Raw genomic sequence first — 26,653 nt, 5'->3', positions numbered from 1 at the left:
GAACGTATTTTTAAGTTCTCTTAAGGCGTTTATCTCTTAAGCGGGTGCAAATATAAAACCCTTTTTTATTTCTGCAAAATAAAATCAAATTTATTTTTTGATTTTATTTTAAACCACTATTTAAAGACCTTTTTAGAACACCTCGAAAATCGCATTTCATCGTTTCGAGGGTGCAAATATAAAACCCTTTTTTAATCCCACAACTACTTTCTTAAAATTATTTTGAAATTATTTAACAACACTTGTTACAACACTTATTAATAGCTATTTACATAATCAAAAAAAATAGAAATAATCACCCAAAATAACCCTATCCATACCTTAATGTATATGTTCCTGATTAAGTTTTTGCTATTAAACTCTACTCGCCTGAACTTTATTTTATCAAAAGTAAATAAAAACTAAACCCGCGTTATGGATTGAAGTGAATAGCTCACAAAAAGACTGCCAGCACTTTTGGCAGTGTTGAAAGGACTTAAAATGAAAAGCCCAATTCCTAGAAAGACGCTATTAAAGAATATTGAGCAGTTATTACTAACTACGCTTTGCCAGTTTCTGATATACCCATATATTTGTCAGTTATTAAAAACTTATAATATAAAATGATACAAATTACTTTACCAGACGGTTCGGTTCGTTCTTTTGATAAAGGCGTGACACCTCATGAAGTGGCTGTAAATATCAGCGAAGGTTTTGCCCGCAACGTTATTTCTGCAAAATTCAATGATGCAGTTGTTGAAACCACCACTCCACTGACCACTGATGGTAGTCTTATTTTATATACATGGAAAGACGATGATGGTAAAAAAGCGTTTTGGCATTCTTCAGCACACGTACTTGCTCAAGCTTTAGAAGAACTATACCCTAATGTAAAACTTTGGGTTGGCCCAGCAATTGAAAACGGATTTTACTACGATGTAGATTTAGGAGAAGGCACAATTTCTGAAAAAGATTTTAAAAATATAGAAAATAAGATGCTCGAAATTGCCCGTGGAAAGCATGATTTTAAGATGCGTTCAGTTTCGAAATCTGAGGCCTTAGAAATGTATAAGGATAAAAATGAGTATAAAGTTGATTTAATTGAAAATCTTGAAGATGGCACTATAAGCTTTTGCGACCATTCAACTTTTACAGATTTATGCCGAGGCGGACATATACCAAACACAGGTATCATTAAAGCTGTAAAAATACTTAGTGTAGCTGGTGCATATTATAAAGGAGACGAAAACGAAAAACAATTAACTCGAGTTTATGGTATTTCTTTTCCAAAACAAAAAGAACTTACTGAGTATCTTCAATTGTTAGAAGAAGCTAAAAAGCGTGATCATAGAAAATTAGGTAAAGAACTTGAGTTATTTACTTTTTCTAGAAAAGTTGGCCAAGGACTTCCATTATGGTTACCAAAAGGGGCTGCCCTTCGCGAGCGTCTTGAAAATTTCCTTAAAGCCGCACAAAAAAAAGCTGGCTATGAAATGGTTGTAACACCACATATTGGTCAAAAAGAACTATATGAAACTTCTGGCCATTATGCTAAATACGGAGAGGATAGTTTTCAACCGATTACAACTCCTAATGAAGGAGAAGAGTTTTTATTAAAACCCATGAATTGCCCTCACCATTGCGAAATATATAACACAAGACCTTTTTCATATAAAGAATTACCAAAGCGATATGCCGAATTTGGTACTGTCTACAGATATGAACAAAGTGGAGAACTTCATGGCTTAACTCGAGTAAGAGGTTTTACGCAGGATGATGCACATATTTTCTGCACTCCAGACCAATTAGATAGAGAGTTCAAAGAAGTTATAGATTTAGTACTCTATGTTTTTGGCTCTTTAGGTTTTGAAAACTTTACAGCTCAAGTTTCAATAAGAGACCCAAAGACTCCTGAAAAATACATTGGAAGTCTTGAAAATTGGGATAAAGCTGAAAATGCTATTCTTAATGCCGCAAAAGATAAAGGTCTTAATTATATTGTTGAAGAAGGTGAAGCTGCATTCTACGGCCCTAAGCTAGATTTTATGGTAAAGGATGCTTTAGGAAGAAAATGGCAACTTGGTACTATACAAGTAGACTATAATCTACCTGAACGTTTTGACCTAACATATAAAGGTAGTGATAACGAATCACACAGACCAGTTATGATTCATCGCGCTCCATTTGGAAGTATGGAACGATTTGTAGCAATATTATTAGAGCACACGGGTGGAAATTTCCCGCTTTGGCTCATGCCAGAACAAGCTATTATATTATCTGTCAGCGAGAAATATGAGAAATACGCTAAAAAAGTTTTAAATTTGCTAGAAAATGACGAAATTCGCGCCCTTGTTGACAACAGAAATGAAACCGTAGGTAAGAAAATTCGGGAAGCAGAAATGCAAAAATACCCGTTCATGATTATTTTAGGTGAGCAAGAAGAAAAAGATAATACAATAACCGTAAGGGCTCACGGAGGTGAAGACCTTGGCACAATAAGTGTAGAAGCATTTATAGAAATTATAAAAAAACAAGTAAATCAAAGTCTTAAGACTTTTAAATAATTAGAGTTTAACCACATCCCGAAAGGGTATAAAATTTTTTAGCCATAGCAATACGTAGAAGAAGAAATTACAGCAGACGTGTAGTCCAAGAGGACAAGCACAGAATTAACGGAAAAATTAGAACCGAAGAAGTAAGACTTGTTGGTGATAATGTAGAAATTGGTGTTTACCCAACAAAAAAAGCTTTAGCCATCGCAGATGAACAAGGTTTAGATTTAGTAGAAATATCACCTAATGCTAATCCGCCTGTCTGTAAAGTTATGGACTATAAGAAGTTTCTTTACGAACAAAAGAAACGTGAAAAAGCGCTAAAGTCTAAAGCCACTAAAGTCATAGTTAAAGAAATTAGGTTTGGACCTCAAACTGATGATCATGATTATGAGTTTAAGAAAAAACATGCTGAGAAATTTCTTAAAGATGGTGCAAAGTTAAAAGCTTTTGTATTTTTTAAAGGAAGATCTATTGTATTTAAAGAACAAGGGCAAATCTTGTTATTAAGATTAGCTCAAGATTTGGAAGAATACGGAAAAGTAGAGCAAATGCCTAAATTAGAAGGAAAACGAATGATTATGTTCATTTCCCCAAAAAAGACAAAATAACATCTATTTTATAGATATTTGAAAATAAGCGAAACGTAAATTAAAACTAGGAGAAAATGCCTAAAATGAAAACTAAATCGAGTGCTAAGAAACGTTTCAAACTAACTGGCACTGGTAAAATTAAAAGAAAGCATGCTTTTAAGAGTCATATATTGACAAAAAAATCTAAAAAGCGTAAGCTTGCGTTAACCCATGACACATTAGTGCACAAGGCTGACGAAGACAACATTAAGACAATGTTACGTTTAAAGTAATAAAGTTTTAATCGGTTAAAATTATATTATAAACCCTGGAGTTAGGCAAAATTATTTAGCAAGTACCTTTACGGTCGCCTACTACAAAAAACAATTAGAAAAATGCCAAGATCAGTAAATTCAGTTGCAAAAAGAGCTAGAAGAAAAAAAGTTCTTAAGCAAGCAAAAGGATACTGGGGAAGACGTAAAAACGTCTGGACAGTAGCAAAAAATGCGGTAGATAAAGCGATGCAATATTCGTATAGAGACCGCAGAAACAAAAAAAGAACATTTCGTGCGTTATGGATTATGCGTATTAATGCAGGTGCAAGACAACATGGAATGAGTTATTCAAAATTTATGGGAGGTTTAAAAGCTAATAATATTCAATTGAATCGTAAGGTTCTTGCGGATTTAGCTATGAATCATCCAGAAGCTTTTGAAGCTATAATTAACAAAGTTAAATAAGGCTTTTAGCCAAATTAATAACAACATTTCGCTTAGAAAAGTCCACTCATTTGAGTGGGCTTTTTGTTTTAAATAGCATAAATTTTTAATCGTTCTTCTTTACCTCTAAGCTCAATGTCTTCAGACATTAATTCATAGTGAGACTCCGAGATATTCAATTTATTTAAAACAGATTCTGAAACAAGCAAATTTCTATTAAACCCATTACATAAATTTTGTATTCGAGAAGCAGTGTTAATAACGTCTCCATGAAATGCCAATTCTTTTTTAGTATTGCCTACCTCTACAACGGTGAGTTTACCAAAATGAATTCCTGCCTTAAAAATTGGCTCAAAATCATATTTTTTTTGATAGTATTTTTTCTTTTTTGCTAATTTCTTTTCAAACGCATTAAATAATAAAATACAATTATTGTTTTTAAATCCATTTTTTATATTCCAAAATACTACAGCCTCATCACCGACATATTGATAAACCTTTGCATCATACTTATTTAATACTCTATCTAAATCGGTAAAACAATCTTGAATAAACTTACTATAATTAAGATGACCTAATTTTTCAGCAATGGCCGTAGAGTCTTTTAAATCTAAAAACATTAGCACATGTTCCTCTTCTTTAGGGCGCTTATATTTTCCTATAAGAATCGATAGAAAATTTCCCTGTCCAAATCTATCGATAGCTATTCTTATAAGCTGAAAAACTGTAGATGCAACTATAAAAAAGATGATTGCATTCCAGAAAAAACCATTTGTCTGCCACCAATTGCCTTCGTTTGGTAAATCAATGTCACCCTGTTGCTCAATCAATAAAAAAGATTTGCTTAACAGAAAAACCATCAAAATAAAATACAGACTAGATTTTAATAAAATCGTTAAACCAAGTGCTAAATGATTTGTGACTTTTTCGGCAACGATTTCTATGACTGCATACAAAACACCTGTTGTAATTCCTAAAACTATGGCAACTTCATAAAATGCATCTGTAGGGAAAATAAAGGTTTCATCAGAATAAAAAATCATTTCTTGCTCAAGTCCATTATATCGTATTGCCATAAATAGTAAAAAAGCAAGTACCCAATACAAAATAGCACCGAAGAAAAGCCTTAAAAATGAAATCATTACAGAACTCATATTTAGCAATTAGGTTTTTTGCTTTTTCTTTTTTGCAGCAGGAAAAAGTACGTTATTGAGTATCAAACGATAACCTGGAGATGTTGGGTGTAAATCTAATTCTGTTCGCGGGTCACCAACTTTGTGCGTATAATCTTCTGGGTCATGACCGCCATAAAATGTAAAAAAACCTTTTCCTTTTATACCATGAATATACTTAGCTTCGCCATTGGTTTTATTTTCGCCCATAACAAGTACATTAGATTTTATTTGTTCTCGTGTAAAAGAGGTGGTTTGCCCCATGAATCCTTTAACAAGTGCAGTATGATTCTGAGTTAGCATTGTTGGTATTGGATCCCATTTTGCAGAATATTCCATTAAAGAAAAATAGTCGGTTTCTTTTGGTATTCTTCTTTTGCGGGTCATATCAATAGATGAAAACTCATATGTATTTGGATTTCTTTCCAATATAAAATCTTTAAAGGCAAAAGTATTTTTGTAGTCTATCTTGTTTTGATAGCCAGCATCGCTTCCATCACCATCAAACATAGGCTCACAAATATCAACACCTTCTGCTGAAAGAGCTATATCAAAACTATCTGTTGCTGAACACATAGCAAACATAAATCCACCACCAGCAACATAATTTCTAATTTTAAGCGCCACATCTAATTTTGCCTCGGACACTTTATTATAGCCTAATTTTTTAGCTAATTCTTCAGCGTTTCGCTTTTCTTCAATGTACCAAGCTGCAGTTCTGTATGAACGGTAAAATTTACCGTATTGCCCTGTAAAATCTTCATGATGCAAATGCAACCAATCATATAAAAGAAGTTCATCTTTAAGTACTTCTTCGTCGTAGATAGTCTCATAAGGGATTTCAGCATATGTCAATACCATGGTTACAGCATCATCCCAAGGTTGTTTACCGTAAGGTGTATAAACAGCAATTTTAGGTGCTTTCTCAAGAACTACAGCTTCTTGATTAACTGAAGGACTAGCAATTTCGTTTAAAATTTGCTCGGCTTGACCGTCAGACAGAACTTCAAACGAAACGCCTCTTATTTGACATTCGCGCCGTAAAATTTCTGCATTTGGAACCAAAAAAGAACCTCCGCGGTAATTTAATAACCATTTTACTTTAAGATTTCGTTCTAAAGTCCAAAAGGTCACACCATAAGCTTTAAGATGATTTTCTTGAGTTTCTGCATCCATCGGTATTAAAATATAAGATGCATTGGCAAAAATGCCATAAAAAATCAAGGTAATTAATAGAATATATCTTTTCAATGTTATCAATTTTATTGAAAGATAACTAAAAATACATACATAAAATTGCCTTTATTATTCTTTTAAGAAATGGTTTTAATTACAAATCTGTAAGACTAGATTGTTTACCTGACAGTAAGCTTGCTATGACTTGTGTGCTATTAAATTGTTCGAAAATGATTTTTAAGAATACTGTAATAGGAATTGCCATAATTAATCCTGGAATACCCCACAAAAATCCCCAAAACATTAACATAACTAAAACCGAAATTACGTTTATTGAAAATGATTTCCCCATAAATATTGGCTCCAAAATACTACCGTAAAGTACTTGAGTACCTGTTATCGACAATACAAAAAATAGTAATGTACTAGAAGTATCTAATTCAACAAAAGCAAAAATAGAAAGTAATATTACAGTTACAAATGAACCTACCATTTGTACAAAATTTATTAAAAAGGCAAACAAACCCCAAAAAATAGGGAAACTTACATCAAAGAAATAACAAGCAAATCCTGTAAATACACCAGTTAAAAAACTGACTAAAAACTTTACCTTAATAAATTTAATAAGGTCCTTTTCTATTTTCATAAAAGCTTTAACAGAAGTAAACTTTAGTTTTAAAATAGTACTGTTAAGCAAAGTGTGTACGTTTATCGATTCTGCTAACCAAAGCACCACAAAGAAAACAATCATTAAAATAGTTGTCAAAAAACGTCTAATAAAATCAATTGTAGACCCTAAATTATCACCTTGAAAAAAGTTTGAAAGGATATTTTTATCGTCACTAAATTCCATTCCAAAATTTTCGGACATGTATATTTTAAGATTTTCGATTTTTGGTTCTGCTTTTTGGAGAAACTCTGCATTACTTGCTAAAATCTCTTTACTAGACAACTTTACAAGCTCTACTCCTACTTTTAAACCAATCCCCACAAGAAGTAAAACAATAATAATACTAACAAATTTTGGCACATTACGTCTGGATAACCATCTCATTAATGGTAAAAACAATAATGCAATAAACATAGAGGCTATAAGCGGAATAAATATAAACGACAAAATTTTAAGCAAATAAAATACTACAGGCACTGCAATAATGAGCAATAAAATGTTTGTAGTTCGTCTTTCGTTAAGCATAATTGGTTATAAATTTGGGATGTTTTAGGGTTTTAAAAAATTATATAAACTTTCAAAGCCTTTTGTTTTAAAAAGGCACACCATCATCATCTGGAGCATCAAAAGCATCACTTGCCGACGGAAAATGGTCTTGCTTAAATGTGTCATCATTGGCAGCCGCGTTCATTTTTGAATGAAATTCTCCGAATGGCGTATCAAAATCATCCAAATTATCAAACTTACCTAAATGACCAATAAACTTTAAACGAATATTTTCTAAACCACCATTTCTGTGTTTAGCCACAATAAATTCACCTTGGCCTTCGGTTGGTGATCGTTCTTCATCATCCCATTCGTCAATTTTATAGTATTCTGGTCTATAGATAAAAGACACAATGTCCGCATCTTGCTCAATTGCACCAGACTCACGTAAATCTGATAATAATGGGCGTTTGCTTCCTCCACGGGTTTCTACCGCACGGGACAACTGTGATAACGCAATTACAGGAACGCTTAATTCTTTAGCTAATGCTTTTAAATTTCGAGAAATCATCGAAATTTCTTGCTCTCGATTACCTCCTTTTTGGCTACCGCCAGCAGTCATTAATTGCAAGTAATCAATCATAATGACTTTGATACCATATTGTGAAGCTAAACGTCTAGCTTTTGCTCTTAAATCAAAAATTGACAAAGACGGTGTATCGTCAATAAATAAAGGTGCTTGCTCTAAAGTTTTAACCTTAACATTAAGCTGTTCCCATTCGTGTTTTTCTAATTTTCCTGTTCTAAGTTTTTCTGAAGATAAACCAGTTTCACTAGAAATTAATCTAGTAATTAATTGTACAGATGACATCTCTAAGGAGAAAAACGCTACAGGTTGATTAAAATCTACAGCGATATTTCGGGCCATAGTTAATGTTAAAGCCGTTTTTCCCATACCTGGACGTGCAGCAACGATAATTAAATCTGAAGGCTGCCAGCCAGATGTTAATTTATCTAATTTATCAAAACCCGTCGGAATACCACTTAAGCCTTCTTTATTAGAAATTTCTTCAATTTTCTTTTTAGCTTGAATTACCAAACTTTGGGCAGTTTCAGTAGATTTTTTAACATTACCCTGAGTAACTTCGTAAAGTTTTGCTTCAGCAGTATCTAATAAATCGAAAACATCGTTACCCTCATCATAAGCTTGCTCAATAATTTCGTTCGAAATTTTTATTAAACTTCTTTGTATATATTTTTGAAGAATAATTCGAGCATGAAACTCAATATGTGCGGAAGATGAAACCCGTTGGGTTAAAGAAATAAGATAAAAATCGCCACCTACTAAATCTAACTTTCCGTCTTTACGTAATTGTGCCGAAACTGTTAATAAGTCAACAGGCTCACTATTTTCAAAAAGTTTGAAAATAGATTCAAATATGTATCTATTTGCTTCTTTATAAAATGCATCAGGACTTAAAATATCTATAACCTCATCTACACCTTTTTTGTCAATCATCATTGCACCTAAAACCACTTCCTCTAAGTCTAATGCTTGTGGAGGTATTTTGCCTTTTTCCAAGCTAATTAGGGCGCTTTTGTCGACTTTGTAGCCTTGAACGGGATTAGGTTGTTTCATTTAAATTATTTGATTTTATGCAATTTTGTGTAATTTCTCTTGATGCTTTTTTTAAATTTTAAAGTAAAAATTACTTCAAATTTTACGGGCTTACGAAAGTAAATAAATCGATTAGAAAATAGCTTTTTAAAGATAGGCAATCTTCAACAGTTGATTAACAATTGAAATGTTAATAACTGAAGTTATTTGTTAATAGAGATAAAAAAACTGAAGTTCAAAACTTCAGTTTTTTCAAAATTCTATGTTTTAAAGGGGTTACGATTTATAAACTCCCATATTATCGTATTTATCCATACGCTGTTTTACTAATTCTTTTGGTGATAAGTTTTTAAGCTCATCATACGTTTTAACAATCGCATTTTTTACTGCCAAAAACGCCTTTGTTCTATCTTTATGTGCGCCACCAAGAGGTTCTTTAATGATTTGGTCCACGAGTTTCATTCGTTTCATATCCTTTGCCGTTAACTTTAAAGCTTCGGCGGCTTGTTCTTTATATTCCCAACTACGCCATAAAATGGAAGAACAAGATTCTGGAGAAATTACAGAATACCAAGTATTTTCTAACATCATCACTCTATCACCTACACCAATACCTAATGCACCACCAGAAGCGCCTTCTCCAATTATAATGGTAATAATTGGGACTTTTAATCGTGTCATTTCTAAAATGTTACGTGCAATTGCTTCACCTTGACCACGTTCTTCAGCTTCTAATCCAGGATATGCACCAGGTGTATCTACTAACGTTACAACAGGAATACCAAATTTTTCAGCCGATTTCATCAATCGAAGTGCTTTACGATAACCTTCAGGGTTAGACATCCCAAAGTTTCTATATTGTCTTGTTTTGGTGTTATAGCCTTTTTGCTGACCAATAAACATGTAAGTTTGGTCACCAATCTTGCCTAAACCGCCAATCATCGCTTTATCATCTTTTACATTTCTATCACCGTGTAATTCTAAAAAAGAATCACCACAAAGTGCATTGATATGGTCTAATGTATAAGGTCTATCTGGATGTCTAGACAACTGAACGCGTTGCCAAGCTGTTAGATTTTTGTAAATATCTTTTTTTGTATCTGCTAATTTTTTTTCGATTTGTTTGCAAGTTTCTGTAACATCAACGTCACTCTCATCACCAATAACCTTACACTTTAATAGCTGGTCTTCTAATTCTTTTATAGGCAATTCAAATTCTAAATATTCCATATAAGATAAAAATTAGTTTAAATTTAGTTAGTTGACAAACCTACATATTCTGACCCAAATTTTATAATAATTAAGGGATAAATTAAAATTTGTTAACTATGCAAAAATATAAATAACTCCGTTTTTTTTCACCATTATTACTTATAAAACTGTTTTTTGTAGTTTCTTTTTGCGTCTATGCTTAAGGATGGCGTCTAGTAAAACAGCACTTACAACGATTATGGCACCGTAATAAAATTGGGGTGACATCTCTTCTTTATCAGGAAAAAAATATAACGCTAATAAAATACCATAAACAGGTTCTAAATTATAGCTTAAAATGACTGTAAATGGCGAAATATATTTCATAACTTCAACCGCAGCTATAAAAGCGTATGCAGTACATACCGAAGCTAAAATTCCTATGTACAACCAATCTGAATTTGAGAGTTGAAAAAATTCAGCGTTAAAACCTTTATAGAATACGGCAATACATATACTTATACAGACAACACCGCTTATAAATTCATATAATGATATTACACTTGCCTTATGCTTTAAAATAAGTGTTCCGTTGATGACAGCAAAAAGTGTTGAAAATAATGCTGAAGCTAAACCCAATAAAATTCCATTAATGTATTTTAACTCACCTTGAGTTATAAGAAAAACACCAATAATGACTATAAATCCAAATAAAATTTCGAACCAAAGTATTTTTCGTTTAAAAAACAATGGCTCTATAAGAGACGCAAAAAAAGCACCCGATGAAAACATTGCTAGAGTTATTGATACATTTGATTGATTAATAGCCTCGAAAAACGTAATCCAATGTGCTGCAATAATAGCGCCTGCGATACTTAATTTTAAAGCAAGTGCTCTATTTATCTTAAGTGATTTATTAGTCGCTTTTATATAAATAAACATTAATATTGCAGCAATTAGCATTCTAAACCACACTAGTTTAAACGCGCCGACAGTGATTAATTCGCCTAAAATTGCAGTAAAACCCGCAATGAATACTAAAAAGTGTAAATGTAAATAATGCTTAAGATTAGCGTTTGGCATTTTGCAAAAGATATAAAGCTAAAATACCAAAAACCAAATTTGGGAACCAGACAGCAACCATTGGAGAAAAATCTGATTGTGCCGCTAAAACTCCAAATATTTTATCGAAAAACACGTAAATCATGGCTACTGTTATACCAATAGCTAAGTTTACGCCCATGCCGCCACGTCGTTTTTTTGAAGATACAGCAACCGCAATAATAGTTAATATAAAAACGGAAGCAGGTAAACTCCATTTTTTTAATTTAACTACCTCATATCTTCCTATATTCGGTGCACCACGACTTTTTTCTTTGTCAATAAAATCAACCAACTCACCATAAGATTTTGTTTCGGCTATGTAATTAACAGGTGTTAAGTCGTCAACATCAAATGTAAATTCTACATTCATACTTCGTTTTTCTTCTACTGTAACATTACCTAGACTATCATATACTCTTTTATAATAGCCATTCAATTTATAAATAGAATCTTCTTCTATATATTGAATACTATTTGCAAAAATTTTATACTCTAATTTATTGTCTTTTAAGTGTTCTAGAGTAAAATTTTGACCACGTTTGCTCTTTGGGTCAAAAGAACTTACGTATATATAATCATTGTCAGTAATACGCCGAAATACGTTTTTAGTATCTTGTAAATCTCTACTACTACTTAAATATTTATACCTAAATTCATTATAACCTGTACTAGCCCAAGGCGCAAGATACATTCCTAAAAAAAGAGCCATAATAGCAACAAGTGTTGCACCTATTATATAAGGTCTTAAAAATCGACCAAAAGAAACTCCCGAACTTAAAAAAGCAACGATTTCTGTATTATTTGCCAATTTTGAAGTGAAAAAAATTACCGATAGAAATAAAAATAGCGGAAATAGTAGATTAGCAAAATAGATGGTGAAGTTAAGCAAGTACAAAGCTACTTCATCAAAAGGAACATCGTTACTTATAATTTTACCAATTTTTTCTGCAAGGTGAACCATAATGGCAATTGGTATAAACAACAATAGCATCATCAAAAATGTAAACAAATAGCGTTTAAGTATGTACCAATCTAATATCTTCATAAATTACAAACGCTTGTCCATTTGTTTTACCATTTTATCTTTCCATGCTCTAAAATCTCCAGCAATAATATGTTTTCTTGCCTCTCTTACTAACCATAAATAGAATCCTAAATTATGTATTGTGGCTATTTGTTTTCCTAACAATTCATTTACTGAAAATAAATGTTTTAGGTAGGCTTTACTATATTCGGTATCTACAAAGGTGATTGCCATTTCGTCTATAGGAGAAAAATCCTCTGCCCATTTCGCATTTTTGATGTTAATTGTACCATGCGCTGTAAATAACATACCATTACGTGCATTACGAGTTGGCATTACGCAATCGAACATATCTACACCTAACGCAATATTTTCTAAAATATTGATTGGTGTACCAACGCCCATTAAATATCTTGGTTTGTCTTCTGGTAAAATTTCACAAACCACATCGGTCATGGCATACATTTCTTCAGCTGGCTCACCTACAGATAATCCGCCAATAGCGTTTCCGTCTGCACCGGCATTAGCAATATATTCGGCAGATTGTTTACGTAAATCTTTATAAGTACTTCCTTGAACTATTGGAAAAAAAGTCTGCGCATAATCGTAGGTAAATGGTGTTTTCTCTAAATGATTAATACACCTGTCTAACCAACGGTGCGTCATGTGCATTGAGCGTTTTGCATAATTGTAATCACAAGGATATGGTGTACATTCATCAAAAGCCATGATAATGTCTGCACCAATTGAACGTTGAATTTCCATCACATTCTCAGGCGTAAACATATGCATGCTTCCATCTATATGAGACTTAAATTTAACACCTTCTTCTTTTATTTTTCTATTTGCAGAAAGCGAATAAACTTGATAACCACCAGAATCTGTAAGAATATTTCTATCCCAATTCATAAATTTATGAAGTCCACCAGCTTGTTCTAAAATTTTAGTTTGAGGCCTTAAATACAAATGGTAAGTGTTACCTAATATAATATCTGGATTGATATCATTTTTTAATTCGCGCTGATGTACACCCTTTACACTAGCAACAGTACCAACAGGCATAAAAATTGGAGTTTCAATTTTTCCGTGGTCAGTTGTTATTTCTCCTGCTCTAGCTTTACTTCCAGCGTCTGTGGCAATCTTTTTAAAATCCATGAAATTATTGTGAAAGGGCAAATATAATTAACTCTTAAGCATATGCTCTTAATAAAATTTAAAATTGTTAGCAAATCCATCAAATCGTTAATAAATGAACCTATTCTTACTTTGTGACGGTTAATATAACTACTATTTTTGATGCACTAAATTCAAGCAAAAACACAACATGCCAAACATTAAAGAATTACAAGATTTAACCACACAAGTACGACGAGATATTCTTCGTATGGTACACAAAGTAAATTCGGGTCATCCAGGAGGTTCTCTTGGTTGTGCAGAATTTTTTGTGGCGCTTTATCAAGACATTTTAGAAAGAAAAGATACTTTTGAAATGGACGGAATTGGAGAAGACTTATTCTTCTTATCTAACGGACATATTTCTCCAGTTTATTATAGTGTTTTGGCACGTTCTGGATATTTTTCGGTGGACGAATTAAATACTTTTAGGTTGATAAACTCTAGATTGCAAGGTCACCCAACAACTCATGAAGGTTTAGAAGGCATTCGTATTGCATCTGGTTCGTTAGGTCAAGGAATGTCTGTTGCTATTGGCGCAGCTGAAGCAAAGAAATTAAATGGCGATTCACATTTAATTTATAGTCTTCATGGTGATGGCGAATTACAAGAAGGGCAAAACTGGGAAGCAATCATGTACGCATCAGCAAAAAAAGTAGATAATCTCATCTCTACAATAGATTTAAACGGAAAACAAATTGATGGTGAAACTGATGAAGTTTTGCCAATGGGAAGTTTAAAAGTAAAATTTGAAGCTTTCGGATGGATTGTCATTACGATAAAAGAAGGAAATAATATTGATGCTATTTTAAAAGGAATGGCTGAAGCAAGATCTCAAACAGGAAAAGGGCAACCTGTTTGTGTGCTTTTAGAGACCGAAATGGGTAATGGTGTAGATTTTATGATGCATACGCATGCTTGGCATGGCAAAGCACCAAATGACGAACAACTCGAAGTTGCTTTAGCTCAAAACCCTGAAACTTTAGGAGATTATTAATTTTTTGAAAACTTTCCACTTAAGTGGACATTATTATGAAAACATACGAAAATACAGGAAATAAAGATACACGTTCAGGATTTGGTGACGGTTTAACCGAGCTTGGTAAGACTAATGAGAATGTTGTCGCATTATGCGCAGACCTTATCGGTTCATTAAAAATGGATGAATTTAAAGCCAACCATCCAGAGCGCTTCTTTCAAGTTGGTATTGCTGAGGCGAATATGATTGGTATTGCGGCTGGCTTAACTATCGGAGGAAAAATTCCTTTTACTGGAACATTCGCAAACTTTTCTACAGGTCGTGTTTATGACCAAATACGTCAAAGTGTTGCTTATTCTGGTAAGAATGTTAAAATTTGTGCATCTCATGCTGGTATCACACTTGGTGAAGATGGCGCAACGCATCAAATTCTAGAAGACATAGGTCTCATGAAAATGTTGCCTGGTATGACGGTTATTAATACTTGCGATTATAACCAAACCAAAGCTGCTACTTTAGCTATTGCAGATTATGAAGGTCCAGTATACTTACGTTTTGGAAGACCAAAAGTGGCAAATTTCACTCCAGAAAATCAAACTTTTGAAATTGGTAAAGCCTTACAACTTACAGAAGGTTCTGACGTTACTATTGTAGCAACGGGGCATTTGGTTTGGGAAGCTTTAGAAGCTGCAAAAACATTACATGCTGAAGGAATTTCTGCAGAAGTGATAAATATTCATACTATTAAACCTTTAGACGATGACGCTATATTGAAATCAGTATCCAAAACCGGCTGTGTTGTTACGGCTGAAGAGCACAACTATCTTGGAGGTTTAGGTGAAAGTGTTTCAAGAGTTTTAGCAAAAAACAATCCTACACCTCAAGAGTTTGTAGCGACTGATGATACATTCGGCGAATCTGGAACTCCAGCACAGTTAATGGACAAATATGGTTTGAATGCAAAAGCCATAGTTGAAGCCTCAAAAAAAGTCATCAAAAGAAAATAAGTTGAGTTTGGCAGCGTTTTTGTTACTGTAAGTAAAATCAAAAACGAATAATTATGAAAATTTTAAAAAAATTTCACGAACACATTAATGTTCGTAAAAATGCCGTGAGTAAAAATTTATTTTTTACTGCATTATTAATTGCAGGATTTTCTACTATAGCTTTTGCTCAAACAGGCAGTGGCTTTGGAATTAAAGGTGGACTAAACTACGGTGGTAGTGGTGACTATTTTGAATCTATTGGAAACAATTTTGAAAATCCAGACCAAAATCTTGGTTATCATTTGGGTGTTTTCGGTAAAATTGGTGACAAAATTTTTCTGCGTCCAGAATTGGTTTATACTAAATTAAAAAGTGAATATGATTCTGGAAATTTTGAATTAACAAAACTTGATGCTCCTATATTAATTGGTATAAAAGTTCTAGGACCAGTTAACGTATTTGCAGGTCCGTCATTTCAGTATATTTTAGATACAGAATTTGATAACTTAACAATAGACCAAGTCGAAGACGACTTTAGCGTTGGATTAAATTTTGGTATTGGTCTAAGCTTAAATGACTTAGGGATTGAATTACGTTATGAGCGTGGTTTTAGTGATAATGAAGCTACATTCATAAATAATAACATTACTACTGGCGACCGTTTAGATACTAGACCAGAACAGCTAATATTAAGTTTGTCCTATAAGTTATAGTTAAAATCATATCAATAAAAAAACCGCTAAATTTCTTTAGCGGTTTTTTTACTATTTTTTCTAGCTTTGAGTTGAATAATCTATGGAAATATTTTCATCCAAATAATCCATGATACCATTTGCATCTGAGTCTACAATAGTACCTGTAATTATTGTAATGACTCCATCTTGTGTAGTTCTGTTTAATTCAAATTCATTGGCAGCCAGCACTGGTTCTGTTTCTCCTAAGTTTGTATCTACAGTATATTCAGTTCTTTCAAGTTCATTAATTGTAGCTACTCCATCGCCATCATCATCGGGGTCTACGTAATTTACAATGAGATCCTCATCCGTATCTTCATCAAAGGTATTAAGATTGTTGTTTAAATCTTCTAAAAAAGAAGGGATGCCGTCACTATCGTGATCATTTATTTGAGTTTGCAAAAGAGAAAACTTGAAAATTAAATTTGAATAAGATGGGATTCCGTTTAATTGTCTAGAAAAATACGCTAGACCAGATGGAATAAACATCACGCCTAATCCAAAATTATTGTACTCCACATTTGCACCAGTAGAAAACGAAGCCGCAGCATTAAATTCTGGATAAATAATTTGCCAAGCCCTTATTACGCCTGTATTAACTCCAAACCCTACTAGGTCAAAATCTGCAGGAGTTACAGCACTGTCAAATAAAGAATTATCAGTTACCAATCTACCCTCATATTCAACTCTTACTTTATCTGTAAACTTTGGAGATTCTTCACCTCCGCCTTGATTAAGTTTTAGTATAAAATAAGTATAATCGGTATTCTCAAAATTTGTAGTTCTAGTTATTAAATTTTCATCTCCAAATAACAAGGCATAACCTTCTTCTGGTGTACCATCAAAAGTTTTTAAAATAATATCGCTTGGATTTGGATTTGCCAACATTGCTAATTGAGACTTATTGTAGTAATGAGTCTGTAAATATTCAATCAGAATATCATTGTCAGAAACTTGCTGTTCTGTTCTGTCCCTATCTGGTACAGGAATAAAATCAGGATCATCGGGCGAGCATGCCATTATAACAATTGAAAAAAGTAGAATTGTTGCGAGAAATGTTCTTATTTTCATAAAAATTTTTAATACGTATTTGTTCATCTAACAAATAGGGTTCAATATTGCTTTATTTTTTGCTGCAAGATACAATAATATAATACTTTTGCACAAATGGATTAACGCTGTTTTTAGTTAAATTATATGCGAATAGATAAGTTTTTATGGTGTGTGCGATATCACAAAACTAGAAATCAAGCTTCTGTTGCTTGCAAAAAAGGACAGGTTAAGGTTAATGATGCATCTGTAAAACCGAGTCGCGAAGTTTATATTGGTGATACAATAGTCATTAGGAAAAATCAAATTAATTACAAAATTAAAGTTAACGATATCCCTCCAAATCGTGTTGGTGCAAAATTAGTTGATATCTATAGAACAGATTTAACGCCAAAATCTGAATTTGAAGCTCAGGAATTGCTCAAATATAGTAAGGATTATTATAGAAAAAAAGGAACTGGAAGACCAACAAAAAAAGACAGACGCTCTATTGAAAATTTTAAAGACGAAGAAGAATAAATATTGACTTATATTTATTACAAATTTAACTTTCAGAATATGGATTCAGAAAAAAATATAATACTTAATCACCAAGAAATTCAACATAAAATAAAGCGAATTGCGTATCAAGTATATGAAAGCAATATTGATGAAACAGAATTAATAATTGCTGGTATTGATAAAAACGGATATTTGTTAGCAAGAAAGCTTAAAGCAAATTTGGATAGTATTTCAGATATAGAAAGTAAACTTTGCAAAGTTTTTATAGACAAAAAAGACCCTTTAAAGGGGATTTCAACTTCTATGTCATCATCTGAATACAAAAACAAATCTATCGTTTTGGTCGACGACGTATTAAATTCTGGAAGTACTTTAATCTACGGTGTAAAGCATTTTCTTAATGTGCCACTTAAAAAATTTAAAACCGCAGTGTTGGTTAATCGAAATCATAAGAAATTTCCAGTAAAGGCTGATTTTAAAGGCATATCCCTTTCTACATCATTAAAAGAACATATTAATGTTAACTTAAGTAAACAACCTTACGAAGCTTATTTAGACTAGCTTTAGAACAATTTTTTCTACAATCTCTGAAACAGATTTTTGGTCCGTTGAAATTGTATAGTTAGCTTTTGAATAAAAAGGTGAACGCTCAAATAGATGTTTTCCAAGATATTCTGCAAACTCTTCTTTAGAATTTAAGTGACTTATAAGTGGTCGCTTATCTTTTTCATTTTTTAAATTTGAAATTAATTGTGGTATGGAAGCCTTTAAATAAAAAGACTTACTGATTTTAGAATTTAAAATCAAATCAATATTATTTCCGTAACACGGTGTACCACCACCAAGAGCTAAGACTTTATTGCCCTTTGATTCTAGTATTTCTTTTAAGTAAGTCGCTTCTTTTTTTCTAAAATATATTTCACCTTTATTATTAAATATTTCTTTTACACTGTATTGCTCCTTTGATTCTATGTAATCATCTAAATCTAGAAAATCAAATCTTAAAATTTTTGATAATTGACGACCAATTGTCGATTTTCCACACCCCATGTAACCCATTAAAACTATAATCATAAAAGCTTATAAATTGATTGTTAAACACCTAGATAATGAGTAAACAAAAAAACAAAAAAATATATAAAAAAAGCATTGTTTTATTAATTAAACATTTTATATTTGCACCCTCGTTAGAGAAAAACATTATGACTTGGTAGCTCAGTTGGTAGAGCATCTCCCTTTTAAGGAGAGGGTCCTGGGTTCGAGCCCCAGCCAAGTCACTAGAAAAAGTTAAGCATTTGCTTAACTTTTCTTATTTTTAAGTACTTCATTATAAAACGCGCACGTGGCGGAATTGGTAGACGCGCCAGCTTGAGGGGTTGGTGGACATTAGTCCGTGGAAGTTCGAGTCTTCTCGTGCGCACTTTCTTTTAATTTTTTTTATATTTTTCAAAGTGTTATTTTTTGTTAAATAGCTATGATTATAACCATAAAAAGCTATTTTTGTTTAACAATTTTTATCATAAGATGAACAATTTAAAAAATAAGTTTAGTATCAAAGACCTTGAAAACCTTACAGGCATTAAGGCACATACCATTAGAATATGGGAAAAACGATACAACCTTCTTTCTCCCAAAAGAACAGAAACTAATATTAGGTATTATGATTTGGCGAGTTTTCAAAAGCTGCTTAACGTTAGTTACCTAAACAATAATGGTTACAAAATTTCTAAAATAGCAAAATTAGCACCAAAAGAAATACCTGTTTTAGTTAGAGATATTGCATTACAATCAAACATAGAAAGTCACGCTGTTAATTCATTTAAATTAGCGATGCTCAATTTTGATCAAGCGCTTTTTTATAACACTTATGAAACTCTGCTTAAAGATATTTCGTTTGAAGATATTTTTTACGATATTTTTATACCACTTCTAACAGAAATCGGACTCCTCTGGCAAACACATACCATTACGCCTGCTCATGAGCATTTTTTAACGACACTTATAAGACAAAAAATACTTATAAATACTGAATTTGCTCAAGCAGAAAACACTGCAAATTCTAAAAAAACTTTTGTATTGTATTTGCCAGATAATGAAATACACGAATTAGGTTTAATGTTTTTAAATTACCAAATCGTATCTCATAATTACCACTGTATTTTCTTAGGTCAAAGTGTACCACAAGAAAGTTTAGCAGATATATTACACTATTATGAAGATTTAATTTTTGTATCGTATTTTACAATTAAACCTCTTAAAGAGGATATAGAAAAATATTTTAAAGATTTTGATAAGAATATTCTTCAAAAATCAAATGCTGAGTTTTGGGTCTTAGGTAAAATGCTTGAGTATGTCGACTTAGAAAATCTTCCGAAAAAAATAAAATCTTTTACATCAATTAAAGCAGTAGTAGATACGTTATAATATGAAAAAAGTATCGATTATAGGTTCTGGCTTTTCGTCATTATCTGCAGCATGTTATTTAGCAAAATACGGATTTGATGTTTCGGTTTTTGAAAAAAATGATACTATAGGTGGTCGTGCAAGGCAATTAAAAAAAGACGGTTTCACTTTTGATATCGGTCCAAGCTGGTATTGGATGCCAGATATTTTTGAGAAATTCTTTAGTGATTTTAACAAATCAACAAAAGATTTTTACGAATTAGATAAGTTAAGCCCTGCTTACAAAATTTTCTTTTCTGACGATGTAATCACCATTGGTGATTCTATGAATAAAATCTGTGAAGAATTTGAACGAATAGAACCTGGCAGTTCTAAACCCTTACGTAAGTTTATAGCAAAAGCGCAAGAAAATTATGATATCGCCATTAATAAAATTGTTTTAAAACCTGGCCTTTCACCGCTTGAATTAGTTACAAAAGATACAATTACGCGTGTAGATCAATTTTTTAAGACCATAAGTAGTGAGGTTAGAAAAAAATTTAAAAATCCAAAACTTATATCTACTTTAGAGTTCCCTGTTTTATTTCTTGGTGCAAAACCCAACAATACACCTTCATTTTATAGTTTCATGAATTTTGCCGATTTTGGATTAGGAACTTGGCATCCAAAAGGCGGTATGTATGAGGTAATTAAAGCTATGGAAAGTTTAGCAACAAGCCTTGGTGTTAAAATTCATAAAAACTTCGCTGTTGACAAAATTAACGTAGAAAACGGAAAAGTCGTAAGTATCTCTTCAGAAGAGAAAACTATTAATTCCGATTTTGTTTTAAGTGGAGCTGATTATGCGCATTCTGAGACTTTATTAGATAAAAACTACAGGCAATACAGCGAAAAATATTGGGACAGCAAAACATTTGCTCCATCTTCACTTTTATTTTATGTAGGTTTTGACAAAAAACTAGAAAATGTAGAGCATCACAACCTCTTTTTTGATACTGATTTTGAGGCGCACGCTGAAGATATTTACGACCAACCTAAATGGCCACAAAACCCTTTATTTTATGTAAATTTTCCTTCAAAAACGGATAAAACAATGGCACCCGCTAATTGTGAAACTGGTTTCTTTTTAATTCCTATTGCTCCAGACTTAGAGGACAATGAAAAAGTTAGAGCGCGCTATTTTGATATAATTATTAATCGATTTGAGAAAATAACCTCGCAACAAGTAACAAATAATATTATCTTTAAAGAGTCTTTTTGTGTTAAGGATTTTAAAGAAGCTTATAATTCTTACAAAGGAAATGCTTACGGTATGGCTAATACCTTGTCACAGACTGCGTTTTTAAGACCTAATCTTAAAAGTAAAAAAGTGAAGAATCTTTACTTTACAGGTCAATTGACAGTACCAGGTCCAGGAGTACCACCAGCATTAATTTCAGGGAAATTAGTAGCTGACCTAATTAACAAACACAAATAGACCTAATAATTAAAAAAAATAAACATGAAATCAATATTTGATAGCGTATCAAAAGAATGTAGTAAGTTGGTAACTACCTCTTACAGCACTTCTTTTTCACTGGCTACCAAAATGCTTGCAGAAAGCATAAGACAAGACATATACAATATATATGGTTTTGTAAGATTCGCTGATGAAATTGTTGATACATTTCATGATTACGATAAACCTGCACTGTTCGAAAAATTTTCTCAAGATTTGGATGACGCTTTAACCATGAAAATTAGCTTAAATCCTATTTTAAATTCTTTTCAAGAAACTTACCATAAATGTAATATAGAAAAACATATGGTTGATGCTTTTATGAAAAGCATGAAGCAGGATTTACACAAGCAAGACTATCTTACAAACAAAGAATACAAAGATTACATTTACGGTTCAGCAGATGTTGTAGGTTTAATGTGCCTTAAGGTTTTTGTTAAAGGTGATAATAAAAAATACGAAGAGCTTAAAGATTCTGCTATGAGCTTAGGTTCTGCTTTTCAAAAAGTAAACTTCTTAAGAGATTTAAAAGCCGATTTTGAAGATTTAAGCAGAACGTATTTCCCTAATACGGACCTCAACCATTTAGACGAAAAGTCAAAACAAATTATCATCTCTGATATCGAAGAGGATTTTAAGAAAGGTTTAGTTGGAATTAAAAAATTACCTTTAGAAGCAAGATTTGGAGTTTTTATGGCGTACCGTTATTACAGTAAGCTCTTAGATAAACTCAAAAAAACACCAGCTTTAGAAATTAAATCAACCAGAATACGCGTTAACGACTACAAAAAAGTTGAACTTTTAACTAGAAGTTACGTCAAATATCAATTAAATTTACTTTAAAATATTAGGTAGAATGCAAGTATTTCTTTGGATTGTTATTTTTTTAGCGACTTTTCTTATAATGGAATTTAATGCATGGTTTACCCATAAGTATATTATGCATGGTTTTTTATGGAGTTTACATAAAGATCACCATCATAAAGACCACGATAGCTGGTTTGAGCGTAATGATGTGTTTTTTATTTTTTATGCTGTAGTAAGTATGTCTTGTTTTTATTTGTGGAGTGTAGAAGGCTTGTGGTTTACGTTGCCGATAGGCTTCGGGATTATGGCTTACGGACTAGCTTATTTTGTAGTCCACGATATATTTATTCACCAAAGATTTAAATGGTTACGTAACATTGACAATAAGTATGCAAGAGGCGTAAGACGAGCTCACAAAATACACCATAAACATTTAGGAAAGGATAAAGGCGAAAATTTCGGGATGCTTTTTGTCCCAAAAAAATATTTTAAATAAAAAATTATTTTAAAAGTTCATCTATCTGTTTTTGAACATCTTCTGAAAACCAATCCGCAGCACCAGATTTGTCAATAATAATCTCTCCGTTTTTATCAATTAAAACTGTTCTAGGTATTGATGTTGTCATCAATTCACTTGGGGGTTTTGACATTATTTGATATACAGGAAAGGTGTATTTTTTATTCTCTTTAAAGTTTGAAATCTTCTCGTCTAAAGCGTCTGCAGTAACAAAAATAAAATCTACCCTTTTTTCATATTTGTTATACAATTTTTGAAGACTTGCCATTTCAGCTATACAGGGTGGACACCATGTTGCCCAAAAATTTATCAGTATAACTTTGCCTTTAAATTGATTAAAATTTGTGATTTCTTCTGTTTCGGTTTTAAGCTTCCAAGAATAATCATTAAGTATAATTCTATCCTTTTTATCTATTACATTAACCGGGTTAACCAAAGCAATTCCCTTATGTAATAAAACTTGAATTGACTTTCGTGTTTGTGGAATAATTAATAGTACAACGACAATTATAAATAGAACATTTCTTTTATTCAATTTCATTTTAGCAAAAAATTAAAGCGTAATTTCTTTAACGAAACTACGCTTAATTAATAATTAATTGCAAAAAAGTAATTAATTTCTGTTTACAGTAATAGAATTAGATAAATGAAACGTTCCTGTAAGGTCATTGGCATTGGTTACCGTTGCTATATTTGTATCATTTTCATATCTCAAATACCAAATTAAACAAACACCGCCTCCAGCACCATCAAAATTTACTCCTTCAACAGCACTCAGAGTTGGAGGTGTTCCTAAAATAAAACCTGTATCGTCGGTAATTACCCAAGTAAAATTTGTTCCTATTCTATTATCTGGATTTTCAAAAGAAATGCCACTTACCATATCTGGTGTTCCATCAACATTAAAATTAAAAGGGCCACCAATAATTGTGTCTGCATTTGGACCACGCTCTACCCGAATTGAATTGGATAAATCAAACGTACCTGTTAAATCTGCTGCATTTGTTGCCGAGTCAATGTTAGTATCGTTTTCGTAACGTAAATACCAAATTAAGCATACGCCACGACCAGCACCTTCAAAATTCACACCTTCTAAAGCATCTAAAGTAGGTGGTGTGCCCAATATGTTTAAATCTAAATCTGTGATAACAAAAGTTCTGTTTGTACCAACTGCTGATGGGTCTGTTGATATACCAGAGACTGTATCTGCTTGTCCGTCTACAGTAAAGGAAAATGGGCCACCTGTTAAAATACCTGCGTTTGGTACAATAGCAACTGCATCATCATCGCTACAAGAAGTTACCATTAATACTATGGCTAACATTCCTAAAATCATTTTTTTAATCATTGTCTTATTTTTTTAGTTCATATAATTTGATAAATCAAAATTATATGAACCGCATAAGACAAAATGTTAGCTAGCTAACACTAAGCAGATTTTTTTAAAAAACGTATTTCTTTTCTATTAAAATTTATGATTTTTTGCTCTTTTAAATCATTCATTAAGGTATTTAAAGTAGGTCTAGAGATACCAATTAAAGATGCAATATCCTTTTGGGTATATGGATGAATTACAACATGGTCTCCTGTTTTTTCACAATCGTAACCATAGTCTTGGCATAGTTCTTCTAAAAACTCTAAAAGACGAGATTTTGAATCTTTAAACAATAACAATTGAAGTCGACGCTCAAGCTTTTTATATTTAATGCCTATGAATTTGTAAATTTTAAAACTGAAAGATTGATTATCTCTCATTAAGTCATGCATTGTATTAATACCTACAGGACAAATGGACGTATTATTATCTATAGATTGAGCAAATTCATCACGTGTGTTTTCTCCAAAAATAGCCTTTTCTCCAAAAATCTCTCCTCGCCTTAATATGGCTTTTATAATCTCAGAACCATCTTCATTATAGTATCCAATCTTTACTTTTCCTTTTTCGATTAGGTATATTTTATTTGCGGCGTCCTTTTCAAAATAGATATAATCACTCTTTTTATAGGCGTCAAAACTATGCTTGTTTTTATAAGTTTTTAATTTATGTGGACATAACAAACCAAAAAGATTAACGTCCTCAAAAAGCCAAATAGAATTCATAACAGTAGGTATTTAATATAACTCCCTAGTCGAACTATTTGACATTAACTTACAAAAAACCTCTAGCATTTTACTAGAGGTTTTTATTTAATATTTATTAAGAGAATTAAATTCCAAATGTAAACGTCACTACAAAATCAGTAAATTTTGAATCTACTTGAGCGCTTGTAAACGAAGGAGCTTCTGAGTATAATAAATTAGACTGCTCTCTTTGGCTCTGAGAAAAAGCAGCGTCCACAGAAAAACTACCTACTTTATATCCTAAACCTAATGAATATCCTGTCAAGTCTCCCATAATATTTTCATTTTTATAAGGACTTTCTTGAAATCTATATCCGACTCTAAAGCTTAATTTGTTGTATCTGTATTCGCCTCCTATTCTATATGTATTTGAAACACCTAATAAATTCGAAATTTCATTATTTTGAAAAGCAAAAAACGGATCTCCACTAGGTTTAAAAGTTGTTTGAGAAAAATCTTTTCTAGAATAATCAAAACTGAACAAGCCCTTATCCGAAAATACATAAGCTAAACTACCCGTAATTTTACCTGGTGTCCGCAATCTATATTCAGGGAAAATATTAATAACATTAGGGTTAATTATAATTGGTTCATTAAAACCATCTACAGTAGTCTGTAAATATTGAGTAGTCTCATCTGTAATTCTGTACCAAGTTGGCGTGTCGTAAGTAAAACCAACTCTAAATTCATTTGTTAATTTATAAATACCTCCAAACTGAAACGAAACACCTGCTCCAGTAGTTCGTAGAGTGTTGTCAAAACCAACAGCTGTCACTGTAGAACCAGCATTTGAATTACTTTCATCAAAAACGGTAATACGTTCGTAATTTAAAAAGTGTGCATTGATATTAAAACCAACATTTAATCGATTATCATATTCTCCCGAAAAATTAAAAGCCATTTTTCCATTGTAGCCAGTCGATTGTAACGTGTAAGTTTGATTATAATTACCACCAATAATATTACTTTCGTATTGTGTATTATCATCAGTATCATTTAAAGGTTCAATTATAAATGACTCATATCCCAAAAAAGCTTGTTGATTAGCATAACCAAAAACAGAACCAATATCAGAATAGGCTTCGTTAAGACTTTCTCCAGGTAAAGCAGAAATTTCATCTAATCTAAGACCTTGAGCAAAATCTAAAAAATATTCTGCAATTGATGTGTTTGGGCTTATACCTCTGGCTGTGAAATTCTCATCGAAATTTCCTGTCCTATCGTAAGCAACTCCTAGAGCAAATTTATTCCATTTAGAATTAGGAGAATTAGATTCGTAAACAAAAACGCCACCACCTTGAGAAAAGTTAACTTGATTTTCATCAGAGTCTAAAGCGTTTCCAAAATATGATGTGGTATTAGAATTACCAGAAAACCCTGCAGTAAATGAAGCCTTACTACTATTAAAAACTGATGAGCTTGCCGGATTTATATTTACCGCAGACAAATCGCCTCCTAGAGCGCCAAACGCTTCGCCCATTGCTTTAAATCTAGCTGTACCACTGATTTCGTCGTTGGCAATTCTTACAGCATCTGTAACATTTTGAGCATATAAATTTACCATAGCAAAAATTGCCATGAATGTTATTAAAATCTTTTTCATAACTTTTTTAACTAAAAA

At 32.2% G+C, this 26,653-nt stretch carries 27 protein-coding genes and 2 tRNA genes; 15 read left to right on the top strand and 14 right to left on the bottom strand.

The features are described from left to right. Nucleotides 1–602: 602 nt before the first annotated feature. The 4 genes from thrS to rplT all read left to right on the top strand — a co-directional run bounded on the left by thrS (nt 603) and on the right by rplT (nt 3,843). Nucleotides 603–2,543 (top strand): threonine--tRNA ligase, encoded by a 1,941-nt coding sequence (thrS, locus tag ACFQ1Q_RS10070; protein ID WP_386130744.1) that lies wholly within the window; start codon nt 603–605, stop codon nt 2,541–2,543. 44 nt (nt 2,544–2,587) lie between these two features. After that, complete coding sequence (gene infC, locus ACFQ1Q_RS10065; protein ID WP_386130754.1) at nt 2,588–3,142, top strand: translation initiation factor IF-3; 555 nt, start codon at nt 2,588–2,590, stop codon at nt 3,140–3,142. Between the two features lie 56 nt (nt 3,143–3,198). Next, the gene (rpmI, locus tag ACFQ1Q_RS10060; protein ID WP_019388182.1) at nt 3,199–3,396 is read left to right on the top strand and encodes a 50S ribosomal protein L35; all 198 of its coding nucleotides are present in this window, start codon (nt 3,199–3,201) and stop codon (nt 3,394–3,396) included. A gap of 102 nt (nt 3,397–3,498) precedes the next feature. After that, nucleotides 3,499–3,843, top strand: a complete 345-nt coding sequence (gene rplT, locus ACFQ1Q_RS10055) for a 50S ribosomal protein L20 (protein ID WP_386130742.1) — start codon at nt 3,499–3,501, stop codon at nt 3,841–3,843. 68 nt (nt 3,844–3,911) lie between these two features. Here the strand turns inward: rplT and ACFQ1Q_RS10050 are convergent, their stop codons facing one another. From ACFQ1Q_RS10050 to tgt, 8 genes are all read right to left on the bottom strand, one after another. Then, on the bottom strand, nt 3,912–4,976 hold the full coding sequence (locus ACFQ1Q_RS10050; protein ID WP_386130740.1) for an adenylate/guanylate cyclase domain-containing protein: 1,065 nt from the start codon (nt 4,974–4,976) through the stop codon (nt 3,912–3,914). A gap of 9 nt (nt 4,977–4,985) precedes the next feature. Further along, nucleotides 4,986–6,170: an asparagine synthetase B gene (locus ACFQ1Q_RS10045; RefSeq protein ID WP_386130752.1), complete on the bottom strand. Its 1,185-nt coding sequence runs from the start codon at nt 6,168–6,170 to the stop codon at nt 4,986–4,988. A gap of 154 nt (nt 6,171–6,324) precedes the next feature. Next, nucleotides 6,325–7,365 (bottom strand): AI-2E family transporter, encoded by a 1,041-nt coding sequence (locus ACFQ1Q_RS10040; RefSeq protein ID WP_386130738.1) that lies wholly within the window; start codon nt 7,363–7,365, stop codon nt 6,325–6,327. Nucleotides 7,366–7,432: 67 nt separating this feature from the next. After that, a complete protein-coding gene (gene dnaB / locus ACFQ1Q_RS10035) occupies nt 7,433–8,965 on the bottom strand; it encodes a replicative DNA helicase (RefSeq protein ID WP_386130735.1) in 1,533 nt (510 codons plus the stop codon). Between the two features lie 255 nt (nt 8,966–9,220). Beyond that, nucleotides 9,221–10,174 carry an acetyl-CoA carboxylase carboxyltransferase subunit alpha gene (locus tag ACFQ1Q_RS10030; protein WP_386130732.1) on the bottom strand — a complete coding sequence of 318 codons (954 nt, stop codon included), beginning with the start codon at nt 10,172–10,174 and terminating at the stop codon, nt 9,221–9,223. Between the two features lie 141 nt (nt 10,175–10,315). Then, nucleotides 10,316–11,218 (bottom strand): DMT family transporter, encoded by a 903-nt coding sequence (locus tag ACFQ1Q_RS10025; protein WP_386130730.1) that lies wholly within the window; start codon nt 11,216–11,218, stop codon nt 10,316–10,318. After that, nucleotides 11,205–12,284, bottom strand: coding sequence for an LptF/LptG family permease (locus ACFQ1Q_RS10020; protein ID WP_386130728.1), 1,080 nt, complete (start codon nt 12,282–12,284; stop codon nt 11,205–11,207). Before ACFQ1Q_RS10020 ends, ACFQ1Q_RS10025 begins: the two co-directional genes overlap by 14 nt. Nucleotides 12,285–12,287: 3 nt before the next feature. Next, complete coding sequence (gene tgt, locus ACFQ1Q_RS10015; RefSeq protein ID WP_386130726.1) at nt 12,288–13,418, bottom strand: tRNA guanosine(34) transglycosylase Tgt; 1,131 nt, start codon at nt 13,416–13,418, stop codon at nt 12,288–12,290. 169 nt (nt 13,419–13,587) lie between these two features. On the opposite strand from tgt, the gene ACFQ1Q_RS10010 reads away from it, so the two are divergent. From ACFQ1Q_RS10010 to ACFQ1Q_RS10000, 3 genes are read left to right on the top strand one after another with little or no spacing between them, the layout of a single operon-like run. Then, nucleotides 13,588–14,433 carry a transketolase gene (locus ACFQ1Q_RS10010; RefSeq protein WP_386130724.1) on the top strand — a complete coding sequence of 282 codons (846 nt, stop codon included), beginning with the start codon at nt 13,588–13,590 and terminating at the stop codon, nt 14,431–14,433. A 35-nt stretch (nt 14,434–14,468) separates the two neighbouring features. Then, nucleotides 14,469–15,422: a transketolase family protein gene (locus ACFQ1Q_RS10005; RefSeq protein WP_386130721.1), complete on the top strand. Its 954-nt coding sequence runs from the start codon at nt 14,469–14,471 to the stop codon at nt 15,420–15,422. 53 nt (nt 15,423–15,475) lie between these two features. Further along, nucleotides 15,476–16,114: a porin family protein gene (locus ACFQ1Q_RS10000; RefSeq protein ID WP_386130718.1), complete on the top strand. Its 639-nt coding sequence runs from the start codon at nt 15,476–15,478 to the stop codon at nt 16,112–16,114. A gap of 60 nt (nt 16,115–16,174) precedes the next feature. Here the strand turns inward: ACFQ1Q_RS10000 and ACFQ1Q_RS09995 are convergent, their stop codons facing one another. Further along, the gene (locus ACFQ1Q_RS09995; RefSeq protein ID WP_386130716.1) at nt 16,175–17,206 is read right to left on the bottom strand and encodes an FKBP-type peptidyl-prolyl cis-trans isomerase; all 1,032 of its coding nucleotides are present in this window, start codon (nt 17,204–17,206) and stop codon (nt 16,175–16,177) included. 126 nt (nt 17,207–17,332) lie between these two features. Here ACFQ1Q_RS09995 and ACFQ1Q_RS09990 point away from each other — a divergent pair, with 126 nt between their 5' ends. Together ACFQ1Q_RS09990 and ACFQ1Q_RS09985 are read left to right on the top strand one after the other, a co-directional pair. After that, complete coding sequence (locus tag ACFQ1Q_RS09990) at nt 17,333–17,704, top strand: RNA-binding S4 domain-containing protein (protein WP_386130713.1); 372 nt, start codon at nt 17,333–17,335, stop codon at nt 17,702–17,704. Between the two features lie 39 nt (nt 17,705–17,743). Next, on the top strand, nt 17,744–18,247 hold the full coding sequence (locus ACFQ1Q_RS09985) for a phosphoribosyltransferase family protein (protein ID WP_386130711.1): 504 nt from the start codon (nt 17,744–17,746) through the stop codon (nt 18,245–18,247). Here ACFQ1Q_RS09985 and ACFQ1Q_RS09980 read toward each other — a convergent pair. Next, complete coding sequence (locus tag ACFQ1Q_RS09980) at nt 18,239–18,760, bottom strand: shikimate kinase (RefSeq protein WP_386130708.1); 522 nt, start codon at nt 18,758–18,760, stop codon at nt 18,239–18,241. The two genes, ACFQ1Q_RS09985 and ACFQ1Q_RS09980, sit on opposite strands and share 9 nt — an antisense overlap. A gap of 130 nt (nt 18,761–18,890) precedes the next feature. On the opposite strand from ACFQ1Q_RS09980, the gene ACFQ1Q_RS09975 reads away from it, so the two are divergent. The 6 genes from ACFQ1Q_RS09975 to ACFQ1Q_RS09950 all read left to right on the top strand — a co-directional run bounded on the left by ACFQ1Q_RS09975 (nt 18,891) and on the right by ACFQ1Q_RS09950 (nt 22,890). Then, nucleotides 18,891–18,963 (top strand) — tRNA-Lys (locus tag ACFQ1Q_RS09975). Nucleotides 18,964–19,022: 59 nt separating this feature from the next. After that, a tRNA-Leu gene (locus ACFQ1Q_RS09970) sits at nt 19,023–19,106 on the top strand. Between the two features lie 104 nt (nt 19,107–19,210). Then, on the top strand, nt 19,211–20,110 hold the full coding sequence (locus tag ACFQ1Q_RS09965) for a MerR family transcriptional regulator (protein ID WP_386130706.1): 900 nt from the start codon (nt 19,211–19,213) through the stop codon (nt 20,108–20,110). Between the two features lies 1 nt (nt 20,111). Further along, nucleotides 20,112–21,566, top strand: a complete 1,455-nt coding sequence (locus ACFQ1Q_RS09960; protein ID WP_386130704.1) for a phytoene desaturase family protein — start codon at nt 20,112–20,114, stop codon at nt 21,564–21,566. Between the two features lie 24 nt (nt 21,567–21,590). Next, complete coding sequence (locus tag ACFQ1Q_RS09955; RefSeq protein WP_386130703.1) at nt 21,591–22,430, top strand: phytoene/squalene synthase family protein; 840 nt, start codon at nt 21,591–21,593, stop codon at nt 22,428–22,430. Between the two features lie 13 nt (nt 22,431–22,443). Then, a complete protein-coding gene (locus tag ACFQ1Q_RS09950) occupies nt 22,444–22,890 on the top strand; it encodes a sterol desaturase family protein (RefSeq protein WP_386130701.1) in 447 nt (148 codons plus the stop codon). Between the two features lie 4 nt (nt 22,891–22,894). Here ACFQ1Q_RS09950 and ACFQ1Q_RS09945 read toward each other — a convergent pair whose 3' ends face one another. The 4 genes from ACFQ1Q_RS09945 to ACFQ1Q_RS09930 all read right to left on the bottom strand — a co-directional run bounded on the left by ACFQ1Q_RS09945 (nt 22,895) and on the right by ACFQ1Q_RS09930 (nt 26,635). Further along, a complete protein-coding gene (locus ACFQ1Q_RS09945; RefSeq protein ID WP_386130699.1) occupies nt 22,895–23,452 on the bottom strand; it encodes a TlpA family protein disulfide reductase in 558 nt (185 codons plus the stop codon). Between the two features lie 72 nt (nt 23,453–23,524). After that, the gene (locus tag ACFQ1Q_RS09940; RefSeq protein ID WP_386130696.1) at nt 23,525–24,259 is read right to left on the bottom strand and encodes a hypothetical protein; all 735 of its coding nucleotides are present in this window, start codon (nt 24,257–24,259) and stop codon (nt 23,525–23,527) included. 80 nt (nt 24,260–24,339) lie between these two features. Continuing rightward, a complete protein-coding gene (locus tag ACFQ1Q_RS09935) occupies nt 24,340–25,011 on the bottom strand; it encodes a Crp/Fnr family transcriptional regulator (RefSeq protein WP_386130694.1) in 672 nt (223 codons plus the stop codon). Nucleotides 25,012–25,117: 106 nt separating this feature from the next. Next, on the bottom strand, nt 25,118–26,635 hold the full coding sequence (locus ACFQ1Q_RS09930) for an OmpP1/FadL family transporter (protein WP_386130691.1): 1,518 nt from the start codon (nt 26,633–26,635) through the stop codon (nt 25,118–25,120). Between the last annotated feature and the right edge of the window lie 18 nt (nt 26,636–26,653).

Origin of the sequence: Winogradskyella litorisediminis, assembly GCF_042675765.1 — a bacterium.
GTDB classification, from domain to species: Bacteria; Bacteroidota; Bacteroidia; order Flavobacteriales; family Flavobacteriaceae; genus Winogradskyella; species Winogradskyella litorisediminis.
Note: the sequence above shows the minus strand (reverse complement) of the source record. Positions and strands in the feature narration are given on the sequence as shown.

What these genes read in the sequence shown, in the direction of transcription:
- ACFQ1Q_RS10025 (WP_386130730.1), bottom strand. Translation starts at nt 11,218, where the DNA reads ATGCCAAACGCTAATCTTAAGCATTATTTACATTTACACTTTTTAGTA.
- rplT (WP_386130742.1), top strand. Translation starts at nt 3,499, where the DNA reads ATGCCAAGATCAGTAAATTCAGTTGCAAAAAGAGCTAGAAGAAAAAAA.
- ACFQ1Q_RS09960 (WP_386130704.1), top strand. Translation starts at nt 20,112, where the DNA reads ATGAAAAAAGTATCGATTATAGGTTCTGGCTTTTCGTCATTATCTGCA.
- ACFQ1Q_RS10005 (WP_386130721.1), top strand. Translation starts at nt 14,469, where the DNA reads ATGAAAACATACGAAAATACAGGAAATAAAGATACACGTTCAGGATTT.
- ACFQ1Q_RS09990 (WP_386130713.1), top strand. Translation starts at nt 17,333, where the DNA reads ATGCGAATAGATAAGTTTTTATGGTGTGTGCGATATCACAAAACTAGA.
- ACFQ1Q_RS10010 (WP_386130724.1), top strand. Translation starts at nt 13,588, where the DNA reads ATGCCAAACATTAAAGAATTACAAGATTTAACCACACAAGTACGACGA.
- ACFQ1Q_RS09995 (WP_386130716.1), bottom strand. Translation starts at nt 17,206, where the DNA reads ATGAAAATAAGAACATTTCTCGCAACAATTCTACTTTTTTCAATTGTT.
- ACFQ1Q_RS10040 (WP_386130738.1), bottom strand. Translation starts at nt 7,365, where the DNA reads ATGCTTAACGAAAGACGAACTACAAACATTTTATTGCTCATTATTGCA.
- tgt (WP_386130726.1), bottom strand. Translation starts at nt 13,418, where the DNA reads ATGGATTTTAAAAAGATTGCCACAGACGCTGGAAGTAAAGCTAGAGCA.
- ACFQ1Q_RS09955 (WP_386130703.1), top strand. Translation starts at nt 21,591, where the DNA reads ATGAAATCAATATTTGATAGCGTATCAAAAGAATGTAGTAAGTTGGTA.
- ACFQ1Q_RS10050 (WP_386130740.1), bottom strand. Translation starts at nt 4,976, where the DNA reads ATGAGTTCTGTAATGATTTCATTTTTAAGGCTTTTCTTCGGTGCTATT.
- ACFQ1Q_RS09945 (WP_386130699.1), bottom strand. Translation starts at nt 23,452, where the DNA reads ATGAAATTGAATAAAAGAAATGTTCTATTTATAATTGTCGTTGTACTA.
- ACFQ1Q_RS10020 (WP_386130728.1), bottom strand. Translation starts at nt 12,284, where the DNA reads ATGAAGATATTAGATTGGTACATACTTAAACGCTATTTGTTTACATTT.
- ACFQ1Q_RS09965 (WP_386130706.1), top strand. Translation starts at nt 19,211, where the DNA reads ATGAACAATTTAAAAAATAAGTTTAGTATCAAAGACCTTGAAAACCTT.
- rpmI (WP_019388182.1), top strand. Translation starts at nt 3,199, where the DNA reads ATGCCTAAAATGAAAACTAAATCGAGTGCTAAGAAACGTTTCAAACTA.
- ACFQ1Q_RS09950 (WP_386130701.1), top strand. Translation starts at nt 22,444, where the DNA reads ATGCAAGTATTTCTTTGGATTGTTATTTTTTTAGCGACTTTTCTTATA.
- ACFQ1Q_RS09935 (WP_386130694.1), bottom strand. Translation starts at nt 25,011, where the DNA reads ATGAATTCTATTTGGCTTTTTGAGGACGTTAATCTTTTTGGTTTGTTA.
- ACFQ1Q_RS10030 (WP_386130732.1), bottom strand. Translation starts at nt 10,174, where the DNA reads ATGGAATATTTAGAATTTGAATTGCCTATAAAAGAATTAGAAGACCAG.
- ACFQ1Q_RS10045 (WP_386130752.1), bottom strand. Translation starts at nt 6,170, where the DNA reads ATGGATGCAGAAACTCAAGAAAATCATCTTAAAGCTTATGGTGTGACC.
- ACFQ1Q_RS09930 (WP_386130691.1), bottom strand. Translation starts at nt 26,635, where the DNA reads ATGAAAAAGATTTTAATAACATTCATGGCAATTTTTGCTATGGTAAAT.
- dnaB (WP_386130735.1), bottom strand. Translation starts at nt 8,965, where the DNA reads ATGAAACAACCTAATCCCGTTCAAGGCTACAAAGTCGACAAAAGCGCC.
- ACFQ1Q_RS09985 (WP_386130711.1), top strand. Translation starts at nt 17,744, where the DNA reads ATGGATTCAGAAAAAAATATAATACTTAATCACCAAGAAATTCAACAT.
- ACFQ1Q_RS09940 (WP_386130696.1), bottom strand. Translation starts at nt 24,259, where the DNA reads ATGATTAAAAAAATGATTTTAGGAATGTTAGCCATAGTATTAATGGTA.
- ACFQ1Q_RS09980 (WP_386130708.1), bottom strand. Translation starts at nt 18,760, where the DNA reads ATGATTATAGTTTTAATGGGTTACATGGGGTGTGGAAAATCGACAATT.
- ACFQ1Q_RS10000 (WP_386130718.1), top strand. Translation starts at nt 15,476, where the DNA reads ATGAAAATTTTAAAAAAATTTCACGAACACATTAATGTTCGTAAAAAT.
- thrS (WP_386130744.1), top strand. Translation starts at nt 603, where the DNA reads ATGATACAAATTACTTTACCAGACGGTTCGGTTCGTTCTTTTGATAAA.